Origin of the sequence: Mesorhizobium sp. M0306, assembly GCF_040321655.1 — a bacterium.
Classification (GTDB): Bacteria; Pseudomonadota; Alphaproteobacteria; order Rhizobiales; family Rhizobiaceae; genus Mesorhizobium.
Genome location: NZ_JAMYRY010000010.1, coordinates 35,852 through 56,480, shown reverse-complemented (window position 1 = coordinate 56,480; position 20,629 = coordinate 35,852). Strand labels below are relative to the sequence as shown.

At 61.3% G+C, this 20,629-nt stretch carries 20 protein-coding genes; 8 read left to right on the top strand and 12 right to left on the bottom strand.

All coding sequences use genetic code 11. The features are described 5' to 3' along the window. Position 1: 1 nt before the first annotated feature. Both arfA and NKI95_RS16435 read right to left on the bottom strand, forming a co-directional pair. Complete coding sequence (gene arfA, locus NKI95_RS16440) at positions 2-1,513, bottom strand: arabinosylfuranosidase ArfA (protein ID WP_352718046.1); 1,512 nt, start codon at positions 1,511-1,513, stop codon at positions 2-4. Between the two features lie 184 nt (positions 1,514-1,697). Continuing rightward, complete coding sequence (locus NKI95_RS16435) at positions 1,698-2,624, bottom strand: ArsR/SmtB family transcription factor (protein ID WP_352718044.1); 927 nt, start codon at positions 2,622-2,624, stop codon at positions 1,698-1,700. A 248-nt stretch (positions 2,625-2,872) separates the two neighbouring features. Here NKI95_RS16435 and NKI95_RS16430 point away from each other — a divergent pair, with 248 nt between their 5' ends. Genes NKI95_RS16430 through NKI95_RS16415 form a run of 4 tightly spaced genes read left to right on the top strand, consistent with a single transcriptional unit; the run spans position 2,873 to position 6,902 of the window. Continuing rightward, positions 2,873-3,751 carry an ABC transporter permease gene (locus tag NKI95_RS16430; RefSeq protein ID WP_352718042.1) on the top strand — a complete coding sequence of 293 codons (879 nt, stop codon included), beginning with the start codon at positions 2,873-2,875 and terminating at the stop codon, positions 3,749-3,751. Then, complete coding sequence (locus tag NKI95_RS16425; RefSeq protein WP_352467122.1) at positions 3,748-4,569, top strand: ABC transporter permease; 822 nt, start codon at positions 3,748-3,750, stop codon at positions 4,567-4,569. The genes NKI95_RS16430 and NKI95_RS16425 overlap by 4 nt, the downstream gene beginning before the upstream one ends. A gap of 22 nt (positions 4,570-4,591) precedes the next feature. Beyond that, positions 4,592-5,734 carry an extracellular solute-binding protein gene (locus tag NKI95_RS16420; protein ID WP_352718041.1) on the top strand — a complete coding sequence of 381 codons (1,143 nt, stop codon included), beginning with the start codon at positions 4,592-4,594 and terminating at the stop codon, positions 5,732-5,734. Next, positions 5,727-6,902 (top strand): ABC transporter ATP-binding protein, encoded by a 1,176-nt coding sequence (locus tag NKI95_RS16415; protein WP_352718039.1) that lies wholly within the window; start codon positions 5,727-5,729, stop codon positions 6,900-6,902. Before NKI95_RS16420 ends, NKI95_RS16415 begins: the two co-directional genes overlap by 8 nt. A gap of 19 nt (positions 6,903-6,921) precedes the next feature. Here the strand turns inward: NKI95_RS16415 and NKI95_RS16410 are convergent, their stop codons facing one another. From NKI95_RS16410 to NKI95_RS16365, 10 genes are all read right to left on the bottom strand, one after another. After that, positions 6,922-7,899 (bottom strand): branched-chain amino acid ABC transporter permease, encoded by a 978-nt coding sequence (locus tag NKI95_RS16410; protein ID WP_352718037.1) that lies wholly within the window; start codon positions 7,897-7,899, stop codon positions 6,922-6,924. Between the two features lies 1 nt (position 7,900). Further along, entirely contained in the window at positions 7,901-8,788 is an 888-nt protein-coding gene (locus tag NKI95_RS16405) for a branched-chain amino acid ABC transporter permease (RefSeq protein ID WP_352718036.1), read from the bottom strand. A gap of 7 nt (positions 8,789-8,795) precedes the next feature. Further along, on the bottom strand, positions 8,796-9,506 hold the full coding sequence (locus NKI95_RS16400; RefSeq protein ID WP_352718035.1) for an ABC transporter ATP-binding protein: 711 nt from the start codon (positions 9,504-9,506) through the stop codon (positions 8,796-8,798). Then, positions 9,499-10,272 (bottom strand): ABC transporter ATP-binding protein, encoded by a 774-nt coding sequence (locus NKI95_RS16395; RefSeq protein ID WP_352718034.1) that lies wholly within the window; start codon positions 10,270-10,272, stop codon positions 9,499-9,501. The genes NKI95_RS16400 and NKI95_RS16395 overlap by 8 nt, the downstream gene beginning before the upstream one ends. Positions 10,273-10,283: 11 nt before the next feature. Continuing rightward, positions 10,284-11,492: an ABC transporter substrate-binding protein gene (locus tag NKI95_RS16390; protein ID WP_352718033.1), complete on the bottom strand. Its 1,209-nt coding sequence runs from the start codon at positions 11,490-11,492 to the stop codon at positions 10,284-10,286. Between the two features lie 332 nt (positions 11,493-11,824). Further along, positions 11,825-12,811, bottom strand: a complete 987-nt coding sequence (locus NKI95_RS16385) for an ABC transporter ATP-binding protein (protein ID WP_352718032.1) — start codon at positions 12,809-12,811, stop codon at positions 11,825-11,827. Beyond that, entirely contained in the window at positions 12,808-13,830 is a 1,023-nt protein-coding gene (locus NKI95_RS16380; protein WP_352718030.1) for an ABC transporter ATP-binding protein, read from the bottom strand. Before NKI95_RS16380 ends, NKI95_RS16385 begins: the two co-directional genes overlap by 4 nt. After that, complete coding sequence (locus NKI95_RS16375) at positions 13,820-14,794, bottom strand: ABC transporter permease (protein WP_352718028.1); 975 nt, start codon at positions 14,792-14,794, stop codon at positions 13,820-13,822. Before NKI95_RS16375 ends, NKI95_RS16380 begins: the two co-directional genes overlap by 11 nt. Then, positions 14,794-15,822, bottom strand: a complete 1,029-nt coding sequence (locus NKI95_RS16370) for an ABC transporter permease (RefSeq protein ID WP_352718026.1) — start codon at positions 15,820-15,822, stop codon at positions 14,794-14,796. The genes NKI95_RS16375 and NKI95_RS16370 overlap by 1 nt, the downstream gene beginning before the upstream one ends. 107 nt (positions 15,823-15,929) lie before the next feature. After that, on the bottom strand, positions 15,930-17,594 hold the full coding sequence (locus NKI95_RS16365) for an ABC transporter substrate-binding protein (protein ID WP_352718025.1): 1,665 nt from the start codon (positions 17,592-17,594) through the stop codon (positions 15,930-15,932). A 301-nt stretch (positions 17,595-17,895) separates the two neighbouring features. Here NKI95_RS16365 and NKI95_RS16360 point away from each other — a divergent pair, with 301 nt between their 5' ends. The 4 genes from NKI95_RS16360 (at position 17,896) to NKI95_RS16345 (ending at position 20,493) form a co-directional block, all read left to right on the top strand. Further along, positions 17,896-18,621 carry a LuxR family transcriptional regulator gene (locus tag NKI95_RS16360; protein WP_352517215.1) on the top strand — a complete coding sequence of 242 codons (726 nt, stop codon included), beginning with the start codon at positions 17,896-17,898 and terminating at the stop codon, positions 18,619-18,621. 157 nt (positions 18,622-18,778) lie between these two features. After that, entirely contained in the window at positions 18,779-19,693 is a 915-nt protein-coding gene (locus NKI95_RS16355; protein ID WP_502909177.1) for a proline iminopeptidase-family hydrolase, read from the top strand. Positions 19,694-19,794: 101 nt separating this feature from the next. Continuing rightward, entirely contained in the window at positions 19,795-20,232 is a 438-nt protein-coding gene (locus NKI95_RS16350; RefSeq protein WP_352718022.1) for a hypothetical protein, read from the top strand. A 12-nt stretch (positions 20,233-20,244) separates the two neighbouring features. After that, positions 20,245-20,493 carry a hypothetical protein gene (locus NKI95_RS16345; RefSeq protein WP_352718020.1) on the top strand — a complete coding sequence of 83 codons (249 nt, stop codon included), beginning with the start codon at positions 20,245-20,247 and terminating at the stop codon, positions 20,491-20,493. Positions 20,494-20,629: the final 136 nt, after the last annotated feature.

Below are 20,629 nucleotides of genomic sequence, written 5' to 3'. Positions count from 1 at the left end.
CTCAGAGCCTCAGGCGTATGACCTGGTAGGAATAGGCCGGCAGCGACAGGCTCAGCTTGCCGCCGACGAGCGAGGCTCCCTCACCCTTCCTGGGGCCGACATTGCCAGGGTTTTCGGCCGAATTGACGGCTTTCAGATCGGCGTGTGCCATCACCTGGTGATCGACGATCTCCGCCGCGCCGAAGCCGGTGAGGTCGACCACTGTTTCGATTGCCTCGCTCGAATGGCGGTTGACGGCGAAGAAGGTGACGTGGCCGGTTTGCCTGTCGTGCACGCCGGCAACATCGACATAGGCGACGTCGCCCGCAACGGCGGATTTGTAGGTCGGGCTTTCCACCTTGAGATCCAGCGCATTGCCGCGGCCATAGCTAGAAGCAAACAGATAGGGATAAAAAATCGTCTGCCGCCATGCCGGGCCATTCGGAACGGTCATGATCGGCGCGATGACATTGACCAGTTGTGCCAGGCAGGCGATCTTGACGACATCGGAACGGCGGATGAAGGTGTTGAGGATCAGGCCGACCTGCAGTACATCCTCGAAATTATAGATGTCTTCGAGCAACGGCGGGGCGAACGGCCAACCGTCGCTGCCGCCGAGTATTTTCTTGTCCTGCTCCTTGGAATGGTACCAGACGTTCCATTCGTCGAACGAGATGTAGACCTGCTTGTTGGAGCGCTTCTTGGCCTTGATATAGTCGATGACGCCGGCGACCGAGACAATGTAGCCGTCGAGCTTTTCGCTCATGGCGAGATAGTTCGGAGCGTCGTTGGCTTCGTTGTCGAAATACATGTGCAGCGAGATGTAGTCGACCTCGTTGTAGGTATGGTCGAGAACCGTCGCTTCCCATTCAGGGTAGGTCGGCATCTTGGCATTCGAAGAGCCGCAGACCACCAGCTCGAGCGACTTGGAGAAGGCGCGCATGGCCTTGGCCGTCTCATGCGCGAGGCGGCCATACTCGTCCGCGGTCTTGTGGCCGATCTGCCAGGGACCGTCCATTTCATTGCCGAGGCACCAGAGCTTGACGTCGAACGGCTCCTTGCGGCCGTTGGCGATGCGCTTGTCGCTCCATTTGCTGCCGCCGGGATGGTTGGCGTACTCCAGCAGGTTGCGGGCTTCGTCGAGGCCGCGCGAGCCGAGATTGACGGCAAGCATCATCTCGGTGTTGGCGCAGGTGCACCAATCGGCAAATTCATGCAGGCCGACTTCGTTGCTTTCCGATGTGTGCCAGGCGAGGTCGAGGCGGACTGGGCGCTGTTCCTTGGGGCCAATGCCGTCTTCCCAATTGTAGGCCGAGACGAAATTGCCGCCGGGATAGCGGACGATCGGAACATTGAGTTCCCTGACGAGATCGATGACGTCCTGACGCATGCCGTTGGCGTCCGCTGTCGGATGGCCGGGCTCATAGATGCCGGTGTAAACTGCCCGCCCCAGATGCTCGATGAAGGATCCGTAGAGCCTCGGATCGATTTCCGAGACAACATAATGCGGATGAGCCATAACGGCTGCCTTCATGCATTCCTCCCATCGATATCACAAACGATGATTTAAATCATCTTGCCCGATATCAAAGCGGGATTGGCAGTCCTTCGTCAAGCCAAAATACCCAAATGTAGGACAATTAGACGAACGCTTTGGCACAGCAGAAAGCCAGCAACTTGAAATTGCTAAGTTATCTTCAGAATCCGGTTTCATGATATCAACCAGTTTTGATCCTGAGCAGGATGTCCTGATCGTAATTTCCAAAGCCCTTGCCGAAAATGTTGATCCCGCCGGGGCGCTTGGCGTCGTCCTTGACGCCGATACGGATGCGGATTGAATGATGGCTCTTCAGATCGAGTGCGGCGAGGCCGGTTTCGGAAATCCTGAGGCCGTCGACATAGGTGCCGTCATTGGCAATTCGCCAGTTCTTCAACTTGCCGTATTGCGAGCCCTTGAGCTTCCACCAGGAGGGCGTGAAGACGCCGCGCTTGTCGCCGAAATCCCCCGGCGACGTCCAGGTGCCGACATCGACGCCATTGATTGTCAGCGTAATGTCCGAGGGCCAATCGGCGCTGGTGCCCGGCACTTCCGAGGACAGCTCTATCGCCACTTCGAGTTCGGTGATCTCGGCATTGGCGAGCTTGGCATTGTTGGGGAACTGGTATTCGACAAAACCGCGCGTGAACCATAGCAGACCGGCTTTCATGCGGTCCGGATCGAGGAAAGTGTTGGGAACATCGAGCAGACCGATGATGCCGTCCGGCGAGCAAAGGCCGCAGGGCGCGGTAACCTCGAAGCCGGTGTAAAGCCCGATCGGCATCGACACTTCGATCGCGTCGTTCTTGACCGCACGATATTCGCTCTTGAACACGACGAGCACTTCTTCGGCCGTCGGATAACAGATTTTCTGACTGCCTTTCTTCGCTTTCAGATTCTCGGTGCGGATCAGCCCCGCATCCTCCAGCACCTGGATGTTGGTCGAGACGGTCGATTGCGGCAGCGACAGCACGGCGGCGATTTCGTTGACATTCATCGGCCCCTTCTCATGCAGCAGTTTCAGCATCGAGATACGCGCCGAGGAGGCAAGCCCCTTGAGCACGGCAATGCCTTCCTCAGGTTCAATCACCAGAAAATTGCGACTCATGAAATTGCCCGACCCATGCAAAATCTATATCCGAAATTATCCTGTATATCGGGATATCTGATTTAATCAATGCGCAGGCAGAACGCCGAGCAATTTGTTGAATCCAGCAAGGCCGGTGGTCGCGCGGTGGCCCTGCACAGAATTTGTGCAGGAGCCATATGCAGAGTGGACACCTGAACGCCGATCGCCCAATCTAGTCCGGAGCCGAGCCGGTGATGGCGGCTTGCACTTAAACGGTTGGACGGGTCGTGACCAAAGGGTGGAAATTATACGATCAGCGACTGGCCTGGGTCCTCGTCGCGCCCGTGCTTTTGCTGCTTACCCTGCTTCTGCTGCTGCCGATCGCGATGATGACGGTCTACACGTTTTTCACCTTCGTCACCGCGGGTGTGGAGTCGGCGGTGCTGACCTTCGACAACTGGAAGGAATTCCTCACCGATAGTTACTATCACGGCTTTCTTTGGAAGACCGTTCGGGTCGGCGCCATCACCGCTGTGATTTGCGCGATCCTTGGTTATTTCCCCGCCTATTTCATCTGGGCCACGACTTTCAGGCACAAATGGCTGCTGTTGCTGCTGCTCATCGTGCCGTTCTGGATCAGCTTCACCATCCGGACATTCTCGTGGATCCATATTCTCGGCGAACAGGGGCTGATCAACGTCGTGCTCATCAGGCTGGGGGTTATCAACGAGCCGTTGCCGATGCTCTACACCGAGGGCGCCGTCATCATGGGGCTGCTGCATTTTCTGCTGCCCTATATGATCCTGAACGTCTATGTCAGCCTGGAAAGCATCGACCGCACGCTGATCGCCGCCGCCCGCTCGATGGGCTGCACCAGCACGCAGGCGTTCCGCGAAGTGACCCTGCCGCTATCGATGCCGGGGCTGGGCGCCGGGCTGCTGCTCTGCTTCGTGCTGGCGGCCGGCTCCTATGTGACACCGCAGCTGCTCGGGGGAAGTCGCGACGCGCTGTTCGGCAATTTGATCTACGACACCATCATGGGGCAGCTCAACTGGCCGATGGGCGCAACGCTTTCCATCGTCCTGTTCGTCCTGCTCGGCGCGGCCGCGGCCGCTTACAGCCGCTATATGGGCCTGTCGCAGATCATGAAGGGTCTCAGTGCATGAGAGCGGATCATCCCGATCGCGAAGGCAGATGGGCGTGGCGGCTGACCGGCGCGATCACGGTGTGCGTCTATGTCTTCATGTTCGCGCCGATCATCGCCACGGTCGTGCTTTCCTTCAACGCCTCGATGTTCGGCGGCTTTCCCCTCACCGGCTTCAGCCTGCGATGGTATGAGAAGCTGCTCACCAACGAGCCGGTTCTCGACGCCTTCCGGACATCGATGTGGATTGCCCTGGTGACGGCGACGGTGACGACGCTGCTCGGCATCATGGCGGCATTGGCGCTGGTGCGCTTCGAGTTCCGTGGCAAGCAGGCGATCAACACGCTTGTCATTCTTCCCGCGCTGGTCCCCGAAACGATACTCGGCGTCGGCCTGCTGGTCATGATCAAAGCCGTCGACCAGCCGCGCAGTATGACGCTTCTGGTGCTCGGCCACATTCTGCTCACGCTCCCCTACGTGGTGCTGATCGTCCAGGCGCGCATGGTCGGCATTAAACGTTCCTATGAGGAGGCGGCACTGTCGCTCGGAGCGCCGCGTGTGTCGACATTCCGCGAAATCACGCTGCCGCTGCTCATTCCCGCAGTGCTTGCCAGTGTTCTGCTCGCTTTCACCATTTCGTTCGACAACACCTCGGCCAGCCTGTTCTGGCGGCCGGCGGGCGTCGAGACCATGCCGACGCAAATCCTTTCGATGCTGAAGATCTCGATCAGCCCCGAGGTGAACGCGCTCGGAACCGTCATGATCCTTTTGACGGTCGGCATTCCCTTGGCTGGCGGGCTCATCCTGCAAAGCCTGACCTGGTTCAAGGCAGGCAAGTGAAAATGAAAATGGGAGAATGGAAATGAAACTGACAACCACCAAACGACTGGAGAGGCTCAACGAACGCTATGCCAATGGCGACATCAGCCGGCGATCATTCCTGACGCTGACGGCCGCCGCTGCCGCCGCCACCGGGCTTTCCCTGCCCTGGATGGGACGGGCGCTGGCCGCGGTTTCGGAAGTGCGCTTCGACGGATGGGGCGGCGTGGTGCAGGAGGCGATCGACAAGTACGCGTTCCAGCCTTACACCGCCAAGTCCAAGGTCAAGGTCGTCCAGGGCACCTTTGGCGACGAGAACGAGATCATCACCAAAATCAAGACCTCGAAACCAGGCGACTTCCAGATCGTCCATTCTTCCGGCGTCAACTACTACATCAAATACGTCAATGGCGGTTTCAATTCGGAGATCAACGAGGCGAACATTCCAAACATGGCGAATGTGCTGACCGCCATGATCGAGCCGTTCCGCAAGATCACGCCGAAGCTGTCGGCAGTGCCATATGATTACGGCACCACCGGCATCGCCTACAACAACAAGGTCATCTCGCCGGAGGAAGCCAAAGAAAAGGGCGCCAACCTGCTTACCGACACGAAATATGCCGGCAAGATCGGCGGCTACGCCGATATGACGACGCGCGTCTGGTATGCGGCGCTGCAGACGAAACAGGACCCCAACAACATCCAGGATATGGATGCGGTCTGGGCCAGGGTTCGCGAGACCCGCGACCTGGCCAAGAAATTCTGGAGTTCCGGCGCGGAACTCATGGACCTCCTGTCGCGCAACGAGATCGTCGTCACCGACGCCTGGTCAGGACGTGTCGCCGCCCTGCAGCAGCAGGGCCAGCCGATCGGCTATCTCGACCCTGCCGGCTCATACGCATGGATGGAGGACATGCTGGTGCTCAAGGGATCGCCCATGGCCGAATGCGAGGAGTTGATCAACTTCATGCTGGATCCGGCCACGTCGATCGCCGTCGCCGAGGGCCAGAACTATCCGCCGTCCCTTGACCCCACCAAGGTGAAGCTGACCGATAAGATCGCCGCGCTTCCGGCCTTCGACCCGACCGGATCGATGAAGTCGCTGACCTTCGCCGATCCGCTCTACTGGGCGAAGAACGAAGACGCCTGGACCAAGCAGTGGGACAGGGTGTCGAAAGGTGCATGACGACAACAGCCACGACCATCAGCCCCGGCCGGCTTCGGCCGGGGCTGCTGGCGACCCGCTCGCCCAGAGCGAGCGGCAGCCGATAGGAAAGCCTGCGGTCGAGTTTCGCGACATTGATATTTTCTACGGCAAGTTCGCCGCTGTGCGCGATTTTTCACTGGCGATCCGCAAAGGTAGTTTCGTCACCTTGCTGGGGCCGTCCGGGTGCGGCAAGACGACGATCCTGCGATCGATCGCGGGCCTGGTCGACATCTCCAGTGGCCAGATCTCGATCGGCGGAAAGCGGGTCGACGACATCCCGATCTACAAGCGCAACATTGGTCTGGTGTTCCAGAACTACGCGCTCTTTCCGCACAAGAACGTCTTCGACAACGTCGCATTCGGCCTGAAATACCGAAACGTGCCGAAACCGGAAATCGTGCGCCGGGTCAAGAAGGCGCTGGATATGGTGCGGCTGCCCGGCAGTGAGACAAAGCTGCCCTCACAGCTTTCGGGCGGCCAGCAGCAACGCATCGCACTGGCCCGCGCCATCGTCTTCGAGCCGGAAGTGCTGCTGCTGGACGAGCCCTTGTCGGCGCTCGACGCCAATATGCGCGAGGACATGCGCGTCGAGATCAAGAAAATCCAGAGGGAGACGGGCATCACCGCTATCTTCGTGACGCACGACCAGGAAGAAGCCTTGTCGATGTCCGACCACATCGTCGTGATGAACGCCGGCCTGATCGAGCAGATCGGCTCCCCCGCGCAGGTCTATGACCGGCCGGCCACCGCATTCGTCGCCAATTTCCTTGGCAAGGCCAACATGCTGCCCGGCAGCGTGACGGTGATGGACGGCAAGATGGCGATGATCGCGCTGGCCAGCGGCCATGTCGTAAAGGTGGCCGCGCCGAAGGCGCTCGCGACCGGCAGCGCGGTCACCGTCGTCGTTCGCCCGCAGAAGCTTACCGTCGGTACCGCCGGTGCTGCCAACAGGCTGGCGGGACGGATCGTCTCGACCTCCTATCTCGGCGGCAATGCGGTCTACGAGATCGACATCGGCGCCGGCACGCAGGTGCGCGCCAACACGTTGATCGACGGCCAGCCGCTGCGTGAAGGCGAAACGGTCGATGTCTGCTTCGACCCGCTGGGCTGCGTGCTTCTCGACGCGCAAGGCTTACGCATCGCCTAGCGAGGCGGAACTGAGCCGTTCAGTCTTTCGCGTCACCCTTTGGCCCGAGAAACCGCGCATAGACCTCACCGACAATACCGCGCCGGAAAACCAGCACGCAGACCATGAAGGTCAGGCCGGTGGCGATGGTCACCGGAAAACTCGAGGTGGCGAGCGTGTTTTCCAGGCCGACGACCAGACTGGCGCCGATGATCGGCCCGACCATAGTGCCGATGCCGCCGAGGAGCGTCATCAGAATCACCTCGCCCGACATCTGCCAGGTGACGTCGGTGAGCGTGGCAAACTGAAAAACGATCGCCTTGAGCGCGCCGGCCAGCCCGGCCAATGTCGCCGACATGACGAATGCCGCCAGCTTGTAATTGGCAACGGAATAGCCGAGCGAAATGGCCCGGCTCTCGTTTTCCCGGATGGAACGCAGGATCATGCCGAAAGGCGAGTTGATGATGCGCCAGATGGCGAACACGCCGATCAGGAAGACTGCCAGCACGAAATAATAGATGTTGATCGATACGTTCAGGTCGAGCATTCCAAGCAGCTTGCCACGCGGCACGCCCTGGATGCCGTCCTCACCTCCGGTGAACGGCGCCTGCACGCAGAAGAAGAAGAACATCTGCGACAGCGCCAGCGTGATCATGGCGAAATAGATGCCTTGCCGGCGGATGGCAAAGAAGCCCATCACAAGGCCGAGCAGCGCGGCTCCCAGGACACCGAGCAGGATGCCCGCTTCCGGCGGCCAGCCCCAGACCTTGACCGCGTATGCGGTGAGATAGGCCGCCCCGCCGAAGAATGTCGCATGGCCGAAGGACAACAGCCCGGTGTAGCCGAGCAGAAGGTTGAACGCGCAGGCAAACAGCGCAAAGCACAGCATCTTCATCAGGAAGATCGGATAGACGAAGAAAGGCGCCACCAGCAGCGCCAGGATGCCGAGCCCCACCAGCGTCCATTCAAGCCATACCGAACTTTTGACGCGCGTCTCGCGAAGTGAGAGTTCGGCCATCTCAGGCATCCCTTCCGAACAGGCCGGCTGGCCGGACCAGAAGCACGATCGCCATGATGACGAAGACCACCAGATTGGAGGCTTCGGGATAGAAAACCTTGGTCAGGCCTTCGGCGAGGCCAAGCATGTAACCGGTGACGATCGCCCCGAGGATCGATCCCATGCCGCCGACCACGACGACGGCGAAGACGACGATGATGAGGTCAGATCCCATCAGCGGGCTCACCTGATAGATCGGCGCGGCGAGAACCCCCGCAAGCCCGGCAAGAGCGGCGCCGAGGCCGTAGGTGAGAGTCAGCAGCAACGGCACGTTGACGCCGAAAGCCTGCACCAGGCCGGGGTTCTCCGTTGCCGCGCGCAGATAGGAGCCCAGTCTGGTCTTCTCGATCAGCGCCCAGGTGACGAAACAGACGATCATCGAGGCGACCACCACCCAGCCGCGGTAATTAGGCAGGAACATGAAGCCGAGATTGGTTCCCCCGGAGAGCAGCGGCGGCACGGAATAAGGACTTCCCGATACGCCATAGTAGTAACGGAACACCCCTTCGAGCACGAGCGCGAGGCCAAAGGTGAAAAGCAGCCCGTAGAGCGGGTCGATGTCGTAAAGCCTCGAAAGCGCCAGGCGCTCGACCACGACGCCGAAGCAGCCGACGATCAGCGGCGACAGGATCAGAGCCGGCCAGTAGCCGATGCCGAACCGGGTGAGAAGCAGGTACCCGATGAAGGCGCCGAGCATATAGAGCGCGCCGTGGGCGAAATTGATGACGCGCAACAGGCCGAATATGACAGCCAGGCCCAGGCTCAACATTGCGTAGAACGAGCCGTTGATGAGGCCGACCAGCAACTGGCCGAGGAAAGCCTGAACGGGTATTCCGAAGATCATCGTCATGGCGCCATCATACACCCAGCACTTCATGCAGCAGCGTCATACGATCCGGCAGTTCGCCGACGGGAAAGCCCGCCACGACCTTGCCGTGCTCCATCAGGTAGAAACGGTCGGTGACGCGGCTGGCAAAGCGGAAATTCTGCTCGACCAGCAGGATCGTCATGCCGCGCTTTTTCATCGTCGCCAGCACGTCGCCGATGCGCTGCACGATGACGGGAGCCAGTCCCTCGGTCGGCTCATCGAGAAGCAGCATTTTCACGCCGGTCCGCAGCATGCGCGCGATCGCCAGCATCTGCTGTTCGCCGCCCGACAGCCTGGTGCCGGGGCTGTTGCGTCGCTCCTTCAGATTGGGGAAGAGATCGAATATTTCCTCCACGCTCATGCCGCCCTCAGCGACGATCGGCGGCAAGACCAAATTCTCGTCCACGGTCAATGTTGCGAAGATGCCGCGTTCCTCCGGCACCAGGCCAATGCCTTGATGCGCGGTCCGGTGCAACGGCAGGCGCATCAGATCCTTGTCGTCGAAAAAAATCTGGCCGGTTCGCTGGCGGATCAGCCCGATAATGGCGCGCAATGTCGTGGTCTTGCCGACGCCGTTGCGCCCCAGCAACGTCACCGTTTCACCTGGAAAGACGTCCAGGTCGACGCCGTGCAGCGCATGGCTCTCGCCATACCAGGCGTTGAGGCCGCGGACTGCGAGAAGCGGCGCGGCGTCACTCATCGGCGGTGCCCATATAGGCGATCCTCACCCGCTCGTCGCGGCTGACCGTGGCGTAGTCGCCCGCGGCAAGGATTTCGCCGCGCTGCATGACGGTTATCCAGTCGCAAAGATCGGCTACAACAGTCAAATTGTGCTCGACCATCAGCACCGAGCGCTCCTTGGCGACCGAGCGGATGATGTCGGAAACCGTGCGCACATCCTCATGCCCCATGCCGGCCATCGGCTCGTCGAGCAGCAGCACTTTCGGGTCGAGCGCCAGCGTCGTGGCGATCTCGAGCACGCGTTTCCTGCCATAGGAGAGATCGGCGGCGGGCCTGTTCTTGGCATCGTCGAGGCCGACCGACCGCAAAAGCTCCTCGGCGCGCGGCGTCAATCGATCGAGCGCAGACAGCGAGCGCCAGAACTGAACGCTGAGCCCGCCCGGCCGCTGCAGCGCAACGCGCACATTGTCGAGCACGCTGAGATGTGGAAACACCGCCGAGATCTGGAACGAGCGCACCAGGCCCATCCGCGCGACCTTGGCTGGCGAGGTGCGGGTGATGTCGTGGCCGAGCAGTTCGATCCTGCCGCTGGTCGGCGGCAGGAACTTGGTGAGCAGGTTGAAGACGGTGGTCTTGCCGGCGCCGTTAGGTCCGATCAGTGCGTGGATGTTGCCGTGGTAGAGGTCGAGATCGACATTCCTGACCGCGACGAAACCGGCGAAGTCGCGCCGCAAACCGCGGGCGGAAAGCACCACCCGCGGCTCACTCGGTTCGGGCGGTTCCATCGGTCCGCCAATCACTCGCCAGCCGTGGGACAGCCGCTCTCCTTGGGGCTCAGGAACGCCTCGTTACCGGGGATCGTGGCGAGCGGTTTGTAATAGTCCCACTCCTTGGTGCTCTCGCTCGGCGACTTGACCTGATAAAGATACATGTCGTGGACCATGTTGCCGTCGGCCTGCACTTTGCCATTTGCCGTAAAGACGTCGTTCACTGGCATCGCATGCAATTCCTTGGCGACCGCCTCCGTTCCGTCGGTGCCGGCTTTGTCGATCGCCTTCAAATACTGGGTCACCGCCGAATAGGTGGCGGCCTGGATCATGTTCGGCATGCGGTTGGTGCTCATGAAGAATCGTTGGGCGAACTCGCGGCTCTTGTCGTCGCGATCCCAGTAGAAACCTTCGGTCAGCACCACGCCTTGCGCCGCTTCGAGGCCGAGCCCATGCACCTCGGCCAGCGTGAACAGAAGTGCTGCAAGACGTTGGCCGCCCTGCACGATGCCGAATTCGGCCGCTTGCTTGATCGAGTTAGAGGTGTCGAGGCCGGCATTCGCCAGGCCGATGACCTTGGCACCCGACGATTGCGCCTGCAGCAGGAAGGATGAATAATCGGTCGAGCCGAGCGGGTAGCGCACCTCGCCAACCACCTTGCCGCCATGGCTCTCGACGAACTTTGCGGTCTGCTCCTTCAGCGAATAGCCGAATGCATAATCGACGGTGACGAAGAACCAGCGGTCGCCGCCTTGTTGGACGAGAGCACCACCGGTCCCCACTGCCTGCGAATGCGTGTCGTAGGCCCAGTGGAAGCCATAGGGCGAGCACTGTTTGCCGGTAAGCTCGGTGGTCGCGGCGCCGGTGACGATGTCGATTTTCTTCTTTTCCTTGGAAATCCCTTGGACGGCGAGCGCCACCGAGGAGGTTGTCAGTTCCATGATGGAATCGACCTGTTCGGTGTCATACCACTGCCGCGCAATGTTGGAGGCGATGTCCGGCTTGTTCTGGTGGTCGGCGCTGACGATCTCGATCGGCGAGCCTTGTACCTTGCCGCCGAAATCCTCGACCGCCATCTTGGCGGCCTCGACAGACCACTTGCCGCCGAAATCGGCATAGACGCCCGACTGGTCGTTGAGAATGCCGATCTTGACCTTGCCGTCGGAAATCTCGGCGGCTGCGGCAGGCATCGCAGTCGCTGCAAGAAGCGCGGCCGAGACCAGGTACGATATCTTCATTGGTGACTTCCTCCCTTATGATCGACAACCGAGCAACATATCGGCGGCTGCCTGCTGCGGCACGGAAGAGTGGCCTCCCACATTCCCTCCTCTCCGGCGCAAAATCACGCAGCGCTCTACGGCCGCTTATGCCCGTCCCTCAAATCGTAGCATCGCTCGGCAACGCGAGAACAGTTACTTTAGTATTAGGCATTTGCGATGCCGGCCGCGCACCGCCGAAGCGCAACATAGCGTCGGATCGTGCGGCGTCCAGATCGGCCTCTATTCTCGCCGAAGCAACGATTATGGCTGAACGGTCCTGATCCGATATCGCTGACCGAGAATTCCCATCGTCAACCCTCGGCTGGATGATGGCACGCAACTAGGCGGCGCTCGCCAATGCTTTGGAGAAGCGGACGCTCGCTGCTGCAGATCGGGGTGGCAGCTGGGCAACGGGTGTGGAACCGGCACCCGGAGGGTGGGCTCATCGGGCTGGGCAGGTCACCCTTGAGCACCAGCCGGCCGCGCCGCGCCCGGTCGATGCTGGGTACCGGCACGGCGGAACGCAGCGCTGCGGTGTAATGATGTCTGGGCGCCGCAAAGACCTCGTCGGTCGGCCCGCTCTCCACGATCGATCCCAGATACATGACCGCCACACGGCTCGAAATCTGACGCACCACGGAAAGGTCGTGGGCGATGAACACATAGGTCAGGTTGAACTCCTCGCGCAGGTCGGCGAGCAGATTGACGATCTGCGCCTGGATCGACACGTCGAGCGCCGAGACCGGCTCGTCGGCCACGATCAGCCGTGGCCGCAGCGCCAGCGCGCGGGCGATGCCGATACGCTGGCGCTGGCCGCCGGAGAATTCGTGCGGATAGCGCGATGCGTGCTGGGGCGACAAGTCGACCCGGCGCAGAAGGTCGGCCACGCGGTCCGCCATTTCCGATGCCGAGAGGCGTTCATGGATGCGGAATGGATCGGCCAGCAGATCGCCGACCCGCCGGCGCGGATTGAGCGAAGCGCTGGGATCCTGAAAGACCATCTGCATTTGCCGCCGCAGCGGACGGAGCTGGCCCTGGGATGCGTCGCTGATATCGCGGCCCTCGAATTCCAGCGACCCCGAGCTGATTTCGGTCAGGCGCACCAGACACCGGCCAAGCGTGGACTTGCCGCAACCGGACTCACCGACGATGCCGAGCGTTTCCCCGGGCCAGATGTCGAGCGACACCGTATCGACCGCATGCACCGTCCGGCGCTGCGCCGGAAAGATCGAGCGGCCGACGCTGTAACGTTTCGACAGATCGCCGGCGCGAAGCAGCGGGCGCAGCACGGCATTCATCGTTGCATCTCCACGCCGCCAGCCCTCTGGGCAGCGAACTGTCTGCGCGTAGGCTCCGGCAACAGGCAGGCGGCGCGATGGCTCTCGCCTTGCATGATCGGCAGTTGAACCAGACAGGCGTCGTGGCGAAAGGCGCAGCGGGGGCCGAAGGCGCAGCCTTTCGGCAGGTTGGAGAGCGACGGCGGAATCCCCGGGATGGCGGCGAGCCGGGCTGGACGTGGTCCCTCCATCGGCGGGATCGAGCCGAATAAGCCCCATGTGTAGGGATGCAGCGGCGCCCGGAACACGCTGCTCTTGCCGCCCTCCTCGACAAAGCGTCCGCCATACATCACCAGTACCCGGTCCGCGACTTCGGCGACGACGCCAAGATCATGCGTGACCAGGATTACCGCGGAGCCGAACTGGTCGCGCAATCGTCCGATCAGTTCGAGGATCTGCGCCTGCACTGTAACATCGAGGGCTGTAGTCGGTTCATCCGCGACGAGCAGCGCCGGGTTGCAGGAGAGCGCCATGGCAATCACCGTACGCTGGCGCATGCCGCCGGAAAGCTGGTGCGGGTAGTTGTCGACGACCCGATCCGAATTTGCGATGCCGACCGCATCCAGCAATTGCACGGCCCTCGCCCGTGCCGCTTTCGCCGACACTTTTTCATGCGCGCGCACCTGCTCGGCGATCTGGTTGCCGATCGTATGCACCGGGGTGAGTGCCGACATCGGATCCTGGAAGATCATCGCGATCTGGCGGCCGCGAATGGCATCGAGCGCACGCCGCTTGAGTCCGATCAGCTCCTGTCCCATGAAACGGATGGAACCGGAGACGATAGCGTTGGGGCTGTCGATCAGCCCCATAATGGCGAGCAAGGTCTGGCTTTTGCCCGAACCGGATTCGCCAACCACACCGACGATCTCGCGCTGCTCGACGGAGAACGAAACACCTCCCACCGCGCGCACCAGGCCCTCGTCGCTGCGGAAGGAGACGGTGAGGTCCTTGACCACCAGAAGAGGAGCATCAGCCGACATTGCGCGCCCTCGGGTCGATGATGACGAAGACCACGTCGACGACGAAGTTTGCCATCACCACGAAGAAGGCGGCGTAGATCACCGTGGCCAGGATCATCGGCAGATCGAGCGTCTGCAGCGCCTCGTACGTGAGTTTTCCGACGCCCTGCAGTCCGAAGACCACTTCGGTCAGCAGCGCGCCGCCACCGACCAGGGCACCAAAATCGAGGCCGAACATGGTAACAAATGCGACCAGCGAGGTCCTGAGGCCATGATGCAGCAGCACCCGGCGTTCGCCGATCCCCTTGGCCCGGGCCGTGCGGATGAAATCCTCCTGCATCATCTCGATCAGGCTTGCCCGCAGCACCCGGCCATAGAGGCCGACATAAAGGGTTGCCAGCGTGAACCACGGAATGACGAGCGCCTTGAACCAGCCCCAGGGATTCTCGGTCAGGGGGATGTAGCCGAGCGGAGGAACCCAGGAAAACAGCCAGCTGTCGTGCCAGCGGCTTTGCGTCAGCAGGTTGGCGACCTCGCCCAGCCAGAAGACCGGGATCGACACGCCTACCAGGCTCAGGATCATCAGCGCGCGATCAATGAATGTACCGCGCGTTGCGCCTGCGATCACCCCGACGATCAATCCGCCGAGCACCCACAGCACTGCCGCGCCGCCGACCAGCGACAGCGTCACGGGAATGGCGCTTATCACGGTCGGAATGACGCGCTGCCCACGATTGACGAAGGAGGTGAGATCGCGGCTGACAAAAAGCCGGTTCATCATCAGCCCATATTGCACCGGCAATGGCCGGTCCAGACCGAATTCGTGGCGCACCTGGATCAACGTCTCTTGCGAAGCATTGCGGCCGGCAATGCGCGCCGACGGATCGGCGCCGGGCGTCGCAAAGAAGATCAGGAAAGCGACGACACTGATGCCGAACATGACCAGCACCATCTGGCCAAGCCGGAAGCCGAGCGCGGCAACCACTAGACGCCCCTCGGCGAGGATTTCGGATCGAGCGCGTCGCGCACGCCGTCGCCCAGAATGTTGAGGGCCAGCACCGTGATCACAATGGCTAACCCCGGCGCCAGTGCCACGACCGGCCGCGAATAGAGCAGGCCCTGGCCGTCCTGGATGATCGTGCCCCAGCTGGCATCCGGCGGCTGCACGCCGATCGACAGGAACGACAGCGAGGATTCCGTCATCATGTTGAGCGCCAGAATCAACGGCACGAAAACGATGATGCGGGTCACCACATTGGGCATGATGTCGCGCAAAAGGATGCGCCAGGGCGACGCGCCTAGGCCGATCGCAGCGGTGACGAATTCGGCATGCATCAAGGTCAGGACATGGCCGCGGATCGGCCGCGCCACATAGGGCACATAGACGATGCCGATGATGAAGACCGGTAGCCACAGGCTGCCGGAGCGGATTTCCAATGGACCGATCTGGATGCTCTGCGCAATCAGCACGATCGACAACGAAATCGCCAACAGGAAAATCGGAAAGGCCCAGAGCACGTCGAGAATGCGCGACAGGCCGATGTCGACGATGCCGCCGAAGAAACCGGAAACGACCCCCAGAAACGTCGCGAGGACAAGGCACAGCACGGCTGCAGCACCCGAGATCAACAGCGAATCCCGTCCGCCGTAAAGCAGCCGCGCCGCGACGTCACGGCCCTGGTTGTCGGCACCGAGCATATAGGGGCCGATGCGCCAGGTCGGCCCGATCGGCGTCATGCCGAGGCCAAGGCCTTCGGTGGAGGGCTGCAGCACCGGCTGGGTCACCCCATCGACGACGATCTCGCCATTGAGATTGGTCACAAATGGATCGGTGCTGGAGACGTATCGCGCATAAAGCGGCGCCGCGAGCGAGGCGATCACGATGACGACGAGCACGGCGAAGGCAGATATTGCCGAACGATCGCCTTTCAGCTTGCGCCAAGCGGTGCGCCACGGGCCATCGGTGGCCCGGCGAACCGGGATGGCGGGCTGGTCCGCAATGACATTGACCATGAACAGGATTGCCTAGGAAAAATCGCGGCCTCGAAGATGCGCTGATCCGCCGGAAAAGGAAATGCGACGGAGAGCCAGCGGCACTCCGTCGCATTGGCTCCGGTCGGCTATTCCACCCAGGACTGGCTGACAATCCAGTAGAATTGCGGGCTGAAGGTGAAGTTCTTCAGCCTGGAAGAGATCACATCGACGCGCTTTGGCGTGAACAGGACAGCGACCGGAGCCTTGTCCGTCACGGCCTTGTCGATGGCGGTCCAGAGTGTCGCGCCCTTGGCCGGATCGGCGATGGTGGCTGCCTCTGCCTCGTCCATCGATGCGTCGATCGACTTGTCGCAGAACCCCGAAATATTGACCGAGGCGTCGGAGCCCGGCGTAAACGAGGCACAGCTGAACAAGACCTGCAGGAAATTCGACGGCGCCGGGTAATCCTGGAACCATTGCGAGATCGAAATCTGCACCTTGTTATTGGTGTTCTGGATGTAGGTGAACTGTATGTTCTGCGAGATCGGCTTGACCGACGTCTTGTAGCCAAGCTGGTTGAGCACATCCTGCAGGTAGACGCCGATCGCCTTGGAGACCGTGGTGTCCTCGGTGATGATCGTCACCTCCTGACCTGCGGTTCCCGATTCAGCGACCAATTGCTTGGCCTTGTCCATATCCGGCGCCGACCACTTCTCACCCGGATTGGCGGTGAACGGGCAATAGGCTGCGAATGACGGGAAGCCCGGCGGCAGAATCTGACAGGCCGGCTGCGCCAGATTGCTGCCGCCGAACAGCTTGACGATCGCGGCGCGGTCGATCGCGAAGTTCACGGCTTGGCGAACGCGGATGTCGTTGAACGGCGCCAGATTGGTGTTCATCGGCGCGTACCACATCGCCGTCAGCGGGTGAACCGTGACCTGCTTGGCATATTTGGTGCCGAGTTCGGCGAGACGGTCGGACGGCGGCGGATCGAACATCCAGTCCGCCTGGCCATTCTCGACCGCCGTCACCGCCGCCTCGTCGGTAAGGCCGAATTCATAGTCGATCTCGTCCGGATATCCGGCCGGCTGCGCTTCCTTGCTCCATTCCTTGAAATGAGGGTTGCGCACAATCTTCATCAGCTTGTTGGGGTCGTAGCTGGCGATCATATAGGGTCCGGTGCCCGGAATCGGATCGGTGCCGGCGTCCTTGAGCGGCGCGCTCGCCGGCAGGATCGACGCGTGTGGAACGGCCAGCTTCTGCAGGAACTCGGCATCCGGCTGGACGAGTTTGAAGGTAATGGTTCCGGCCGCATCGTCAACCGACAGGCCGCCGTCGAGGGTGCATGTCGCGGGCGCCTTCAAGCACGCATCCGCACCAACGATGCCTTTGTAGAAGGTCCCGGCCGTCGGCCCGCTGATCTTGAAGATGCGCTGGAACGAAGCCACCACGTCCTTCGTGGTGACATCCGAGCCATCCGCGAATTTGATGCCCTTGCGCAGCTTGAAGACATAGGTCTTGCCGCCGTTCTCGACCTGCGGGAGGCTTTCCGCCAGATCCGCGACGACCTCGAAGCCGGTCTTGTCCCCGGCCTTCTTGTAGGTCACCAGGCCATCGTAGAGGACATAATTTATCTGGAAATACTGCAGCGTGTAATTGATGTGCGGATCGGCGGTGCCTGCCGCGGCATTGGCCAGCAGTCGGAGTGTGCCGCCTGGCTTGCCCTCGGTGGCCAAGGCCGGCGACATCATCGTCACGCCGAGCAGAGCCAGCCCGGGTATCAACGCTGTAAATGCTTTTTGGAGTCGCATATTTGTTCCCTCATGGAGGCGTGTCGGCTTTTGCCGCGCTGGACCCGGTCGATCGACCATCGCGCGGCTGAAAACAGTGCTGGGTTTGCGAACGGCGTCCGCTACTTCGCCCAATCGCAAAAGACTACGGCGAGCGAAGCCGGACGGGATAGCTATTAAGATAGATAGGGTCGGACAGGCTTATCGCCGCCTATTTGTTGAGCAGCCGGCCGACATGGCTATTTGACAAGCAATCATCAGCGGGTAAGCTTGCCGGATGCAAAGCCTTCCAGGCGATCTAGAGAGCCGGTTCCGAACTGGAATGAGCATCGACGCTGCCATGGCCGTGGCAACGGAGGTGCTGGAGCCCATCGGTTTCACTGCATTCATCTACGACTATACGCCCGTGCCGGTCAGTCACAAGGGCGAGCTTATCACGCCCTCGCTGATGGCTCTGCGCAACGTGCCGCGCGACATGCAGGATCTCTGGTGCAAGGGCGGATATTATCAGCTTGACCCGGTGCAGGAGGCCGCGCTCACCGTATCGAGACCGTTTCTCTGGTCGCACAGCGGCGTTCAGAGCACCGTCATGCAGCGCGTACTCCAGTCCAAGCACGATCCTGTGGTGAGCTATTTGCTTGACACCAGGATGACCTGCGGCGTCACCGTACCCATTCGCCTTGCCGGCGGCGATCTCGCCACCTTCACCGCGATACGTGCCGATCCGGAGGCCGGGTTCGAGCTCGAAGCCAGACCCTTCATCGCCGAGATCGGCGATCTGGGTCATCTGCTCCATGACTCCGTCTACGCCGGTTTCGACGCCGGAATCCGCACCTGCCAACATGTCCATCTGACGTCGCGCGAACGCCAGTGCCTGCGCCTGGCCGCTGCCGGACTGACGGCCAAGCAGGTCGCGCGTGAGATTGGCCGCGCGGTACCGACCGCAACGCTGCACCTCAACGCGGCGACGCGAAAGCTTGGCGCGCGCAATCGCTTCCATGCCATCGCGCTCGCCGCCCATTACCGGCTGCTTGAACCGGAGCATTGAGGCTCTCGACCTGCGGGCGATCGGCCTCGCCTCGGGCAAACCCGTAACCGGCGAACCTATAAATAGTGCTAGCTGTAAATGCGCCGGGCCGCTTAGTACCGTCGGCCGCAAACAAGGCTTGGGAGGGGCGCACCAAAGTGGCTCCTGCCGCGCCATGATGCGGAGCTGGACTGTGACGGCACATGCGATCACCGAAGGATTTAGCGACTACAAGGGCTATCGCACCTGGTACCGTGTGACCGGGGACCTCGGGTCGGGCAAGCTGCCCCTGGCCGTCGCACATGGTGGACCGGGCTGCACGCACGACTATGTGGACTCATTCAAGGAGCTTGCCGGAACCGGGCGAGCCGTCATCCACTACGATCAGATCGGCAATGGCAAGTCGACCCATCTGCGGGACAAGGGCGGCGACTTCTGGACCGTCGATTTCTTCGTTGGCGAACTCGATGCGCTGCTCACCCATCTCGGCATCGCCGGCCACTATGCCCTGCTCGGCCAGTCCTGGGGCGGCATACTTTCGGCCGAGCACGCCGTGCGCCGCCCTGAGGGGCTCAAAGCGTTGATCCTGGCCAATTCACTGGCCTCGATGGCGCTGTGGGTGGAAGGAGCCCGGCAATTGCGCGCCGAGTTGCCAGCCGATGTTCAAAGTGCGCTCGACCGGCATGAAGCGGCGGGAACCACCGATCACCCCGAATATGTTGCGGCGACGAAGGCTTTCTACGACCGTCATGTCTGTCGCATCGTTCCAATGCCGCCGGAGGTCGCCCGGACATTTGCGGCAATCGAGGAAGATCCGACCGTCTATCACACCATGAACGGCCCTAATGAGTTCCACGTCATCGGCACGATGCGGAACTGGACCATCGTCGACCGCCTGCATCAGATCGAGACGCCGACCCTGGTTTTTCGCGGCTTCTACGACGAAGCGACCGAGACCTGTGTCCAGCCCTTTCTCGATCGTATTCCGCACGTCGAAGGCCTGGTCTTCCCGAATTCCAGCCACATGCCGCATGTCGAGGAAAAGCACGACTGCCTCGCCGCCGTCGGTCGCTTCCTGGCCAAATACGATTGACATTCCAGCACCACGCCCTTCAGCCTGCGGTGGCCGAAGACGAATGACAGTCCACTCTCGGCAAGGTCGGCGAGCAACTCCTCGTTGCCGCCGCCGGTGCCATGACGATGCCGTCGATGCGGCGCTCCAGCACCGGGTCGATCTCGCGCGCTTCGCGTGCCGTGTTTCTCGTCGGTGTTGAACAGCAGAATATTATGGCGCTCGGCGCGCTGGTGGGCCGCGTCCTCCACTCCGCATACGAACTCGGCGAAAAAGGGGTGGTGACGTCCGAAATCGGCGCGGCGATGGTGCCGGTCTGGGCGGCGCGCAGGCTGCGCGCTATGCCATCCGGCCGATATCTCAGCGCGCTGAGCTGTCTTGAGCTTCTTTTGGTCTCGACGCTCAGGGCGCGCGAACCGTTGACGACAGGCGAGACCAGCGCGGTCGACGCCGAGTGCGAAGGAATTCGGTGCCTCCAGGTATGGAACGTGTCCCCCCAAATTTCGCCAAGCACGTTGCAACCGAAACCATTAGCGGCCGTTAAAGTTCGGGTGGTTTAGCGGGAGGCTTTCATGCAGACGTATCTCGTCGAGCGTATGGACGGCGACGATGTGATCTCGGTGCGCGTCGTCAACGCGCCGAGTCCGTTCAGAGCTGCGGCCATGGTGACCGATGGACATATTACCTTCCGAAAATGGGAAAAGGACTGGATCCGTGTGACTGACGAAAATCGGGGACAGATCTATGCATATTGTTTCGTCTCCGGCAGCTATTCCGATACCGAAGCGTCGCCGGTATCGCCCGGGACAAACACAGAATAGGCAATATGCTGAATAATGCCTGAATAGCGGCAAATTCCGTCTTCGATCCCACCTTGGTCTTCGATCCCGCCTTGGCATGTGTGCAACAGGCGTTGCCAACTTGGCACAAACGCCAGTGCTCGCTGCGTCATGCGCA

What these genes read in the sequence shown, in the direction of transcription:
- arfA (WP_352718046.1), bottom strand. Translation starts at nt 1,513, where the DNA reads ATGAAGGCAGCCGTTATGGCTCATCCGCATTATGTTGTCTCGGAAATC.
- NKI95_RS16435 (WP_352718044.1), bottom strand. Translation starts at nt 2,624, where the DNA reads ATGAGTCGCAATTTTCTGGTGATTGAACCTGAGGAAGGCATTGCCGTG.
- NKI95_RS16425 (WP_352467122.1), top strand. Translation starts at nt 3,748, where the DNA reads ATGAGAGCGGATCATCCCGATCGCGAAGGCAGATGGGCGTGGCGGCTG.
- NKI95_RS16420 (WP_352718041.1), top strand. Translation starts at nt 4,592, where the DNA reads ATGAAACTGACAACCACCAAACGACTGGAGAGGCTCAACGAACGCTAT.
- NKI95_RS16410 (WP_352718037.1), bottom strand. Translation starts at nt 7,899, where the DNA reads ATGGCCGAACTCTCACTTCGCGAGACGCGCGTCAAAAGTTCGGTATGG.
- NKI95_RS16405 (WP_352718036.1), bottom strand. Translation starts at nt 8,788, where the DNA reads ATGACGATGATCTTCGGAATACCCGTTCAGGCTTTCCTCGGCCAGTTG.
- NKI95_RS16400 (WP_352718035.1), bottom strand. Translation starts at nt 9,506, where the DNA reads ATGAGTGACGCCGCGCCGCTTCTCGCAGTCCGCGGCCTCAACGCCTGG.
- NKI95_RS16395 (WP_352718034.1), bottom strand. Translation starts at nt 10,272, where the DNA reads ATGGAACCGCCCGAACCGAGTGAGCCGCGGGTGGTGCTTTCCGCCCGC.
- NKI95_RS16390 (WP_352718033.1), bottom strand. Translation starts at nt 11,492, where the DNA reads ATGAAGATATCGTACCTGGTCTCGGCCGCGCTTCTTGCAGCGACTGCG.
- NKI95_RS16385 (WP_352718032.1), bottom strand. Translation starts at nt 12,811, where the DNA reads ATGAATGCCGTGCTGCGCCCGCTGCTTCGCGCCGGCGATCTGTCGAAA.
- NKI95_RS16380 (WP_352718030.1), bottom strand. Translation starts at nt 13,830, where the DNA reads ATGTCGGCTGATGCTCCTCTTCTGGTGGTCAAGGACCTCACCGTCTCC.
- NKI95_RS16370 (WP_352718026.1), bottom strand. Translation starts at nt 15,822, where the DNA reads ATGGTCAATGTCATTGCGGACCAGCCCGCCATCCCGGTTCGCCGGGCC.
- NKI95_RS16365 (WP_352718025.1), bottom strand. Translation starts at nt 17,594, where the DNA reads ATGCGACTCCAAAAAGCATTTACAGCGTTGATACCCGGGCTGGCTCTG.
- NKI95_RS16360 (WP_352517215.1), top strand. Translation starts at nt 17,896, where the DNA reads ATGAGCATCGACGCTGCCATGGCCGTGGCAACGGAGGTGCTGGAGCCC.
- NKI95_RS16355 (WP_502909177.1), top strand. Translation starts at nt 18,779, where the DNA reads ATGCGGAGCTGGACTGTGACGGCACATGCGATCACCGAAGGATTTAGC.
- NKI95_RS16350 (WP_352718022.1), top strand. Translation starts at nt 19,795, where the DNA reads ATGACGATGCCGTCGATGCGGCGCTCCAGCACCGGGTCGATCTCGCGC.
- NKI95_RS16345 (WP_352718020.1), top strand. Translation starts at nt 20,245, where the DNA reads ATGCAGACGTATCTCGTCGAGCGTATGGACGGCGACGATGTGATCTCG.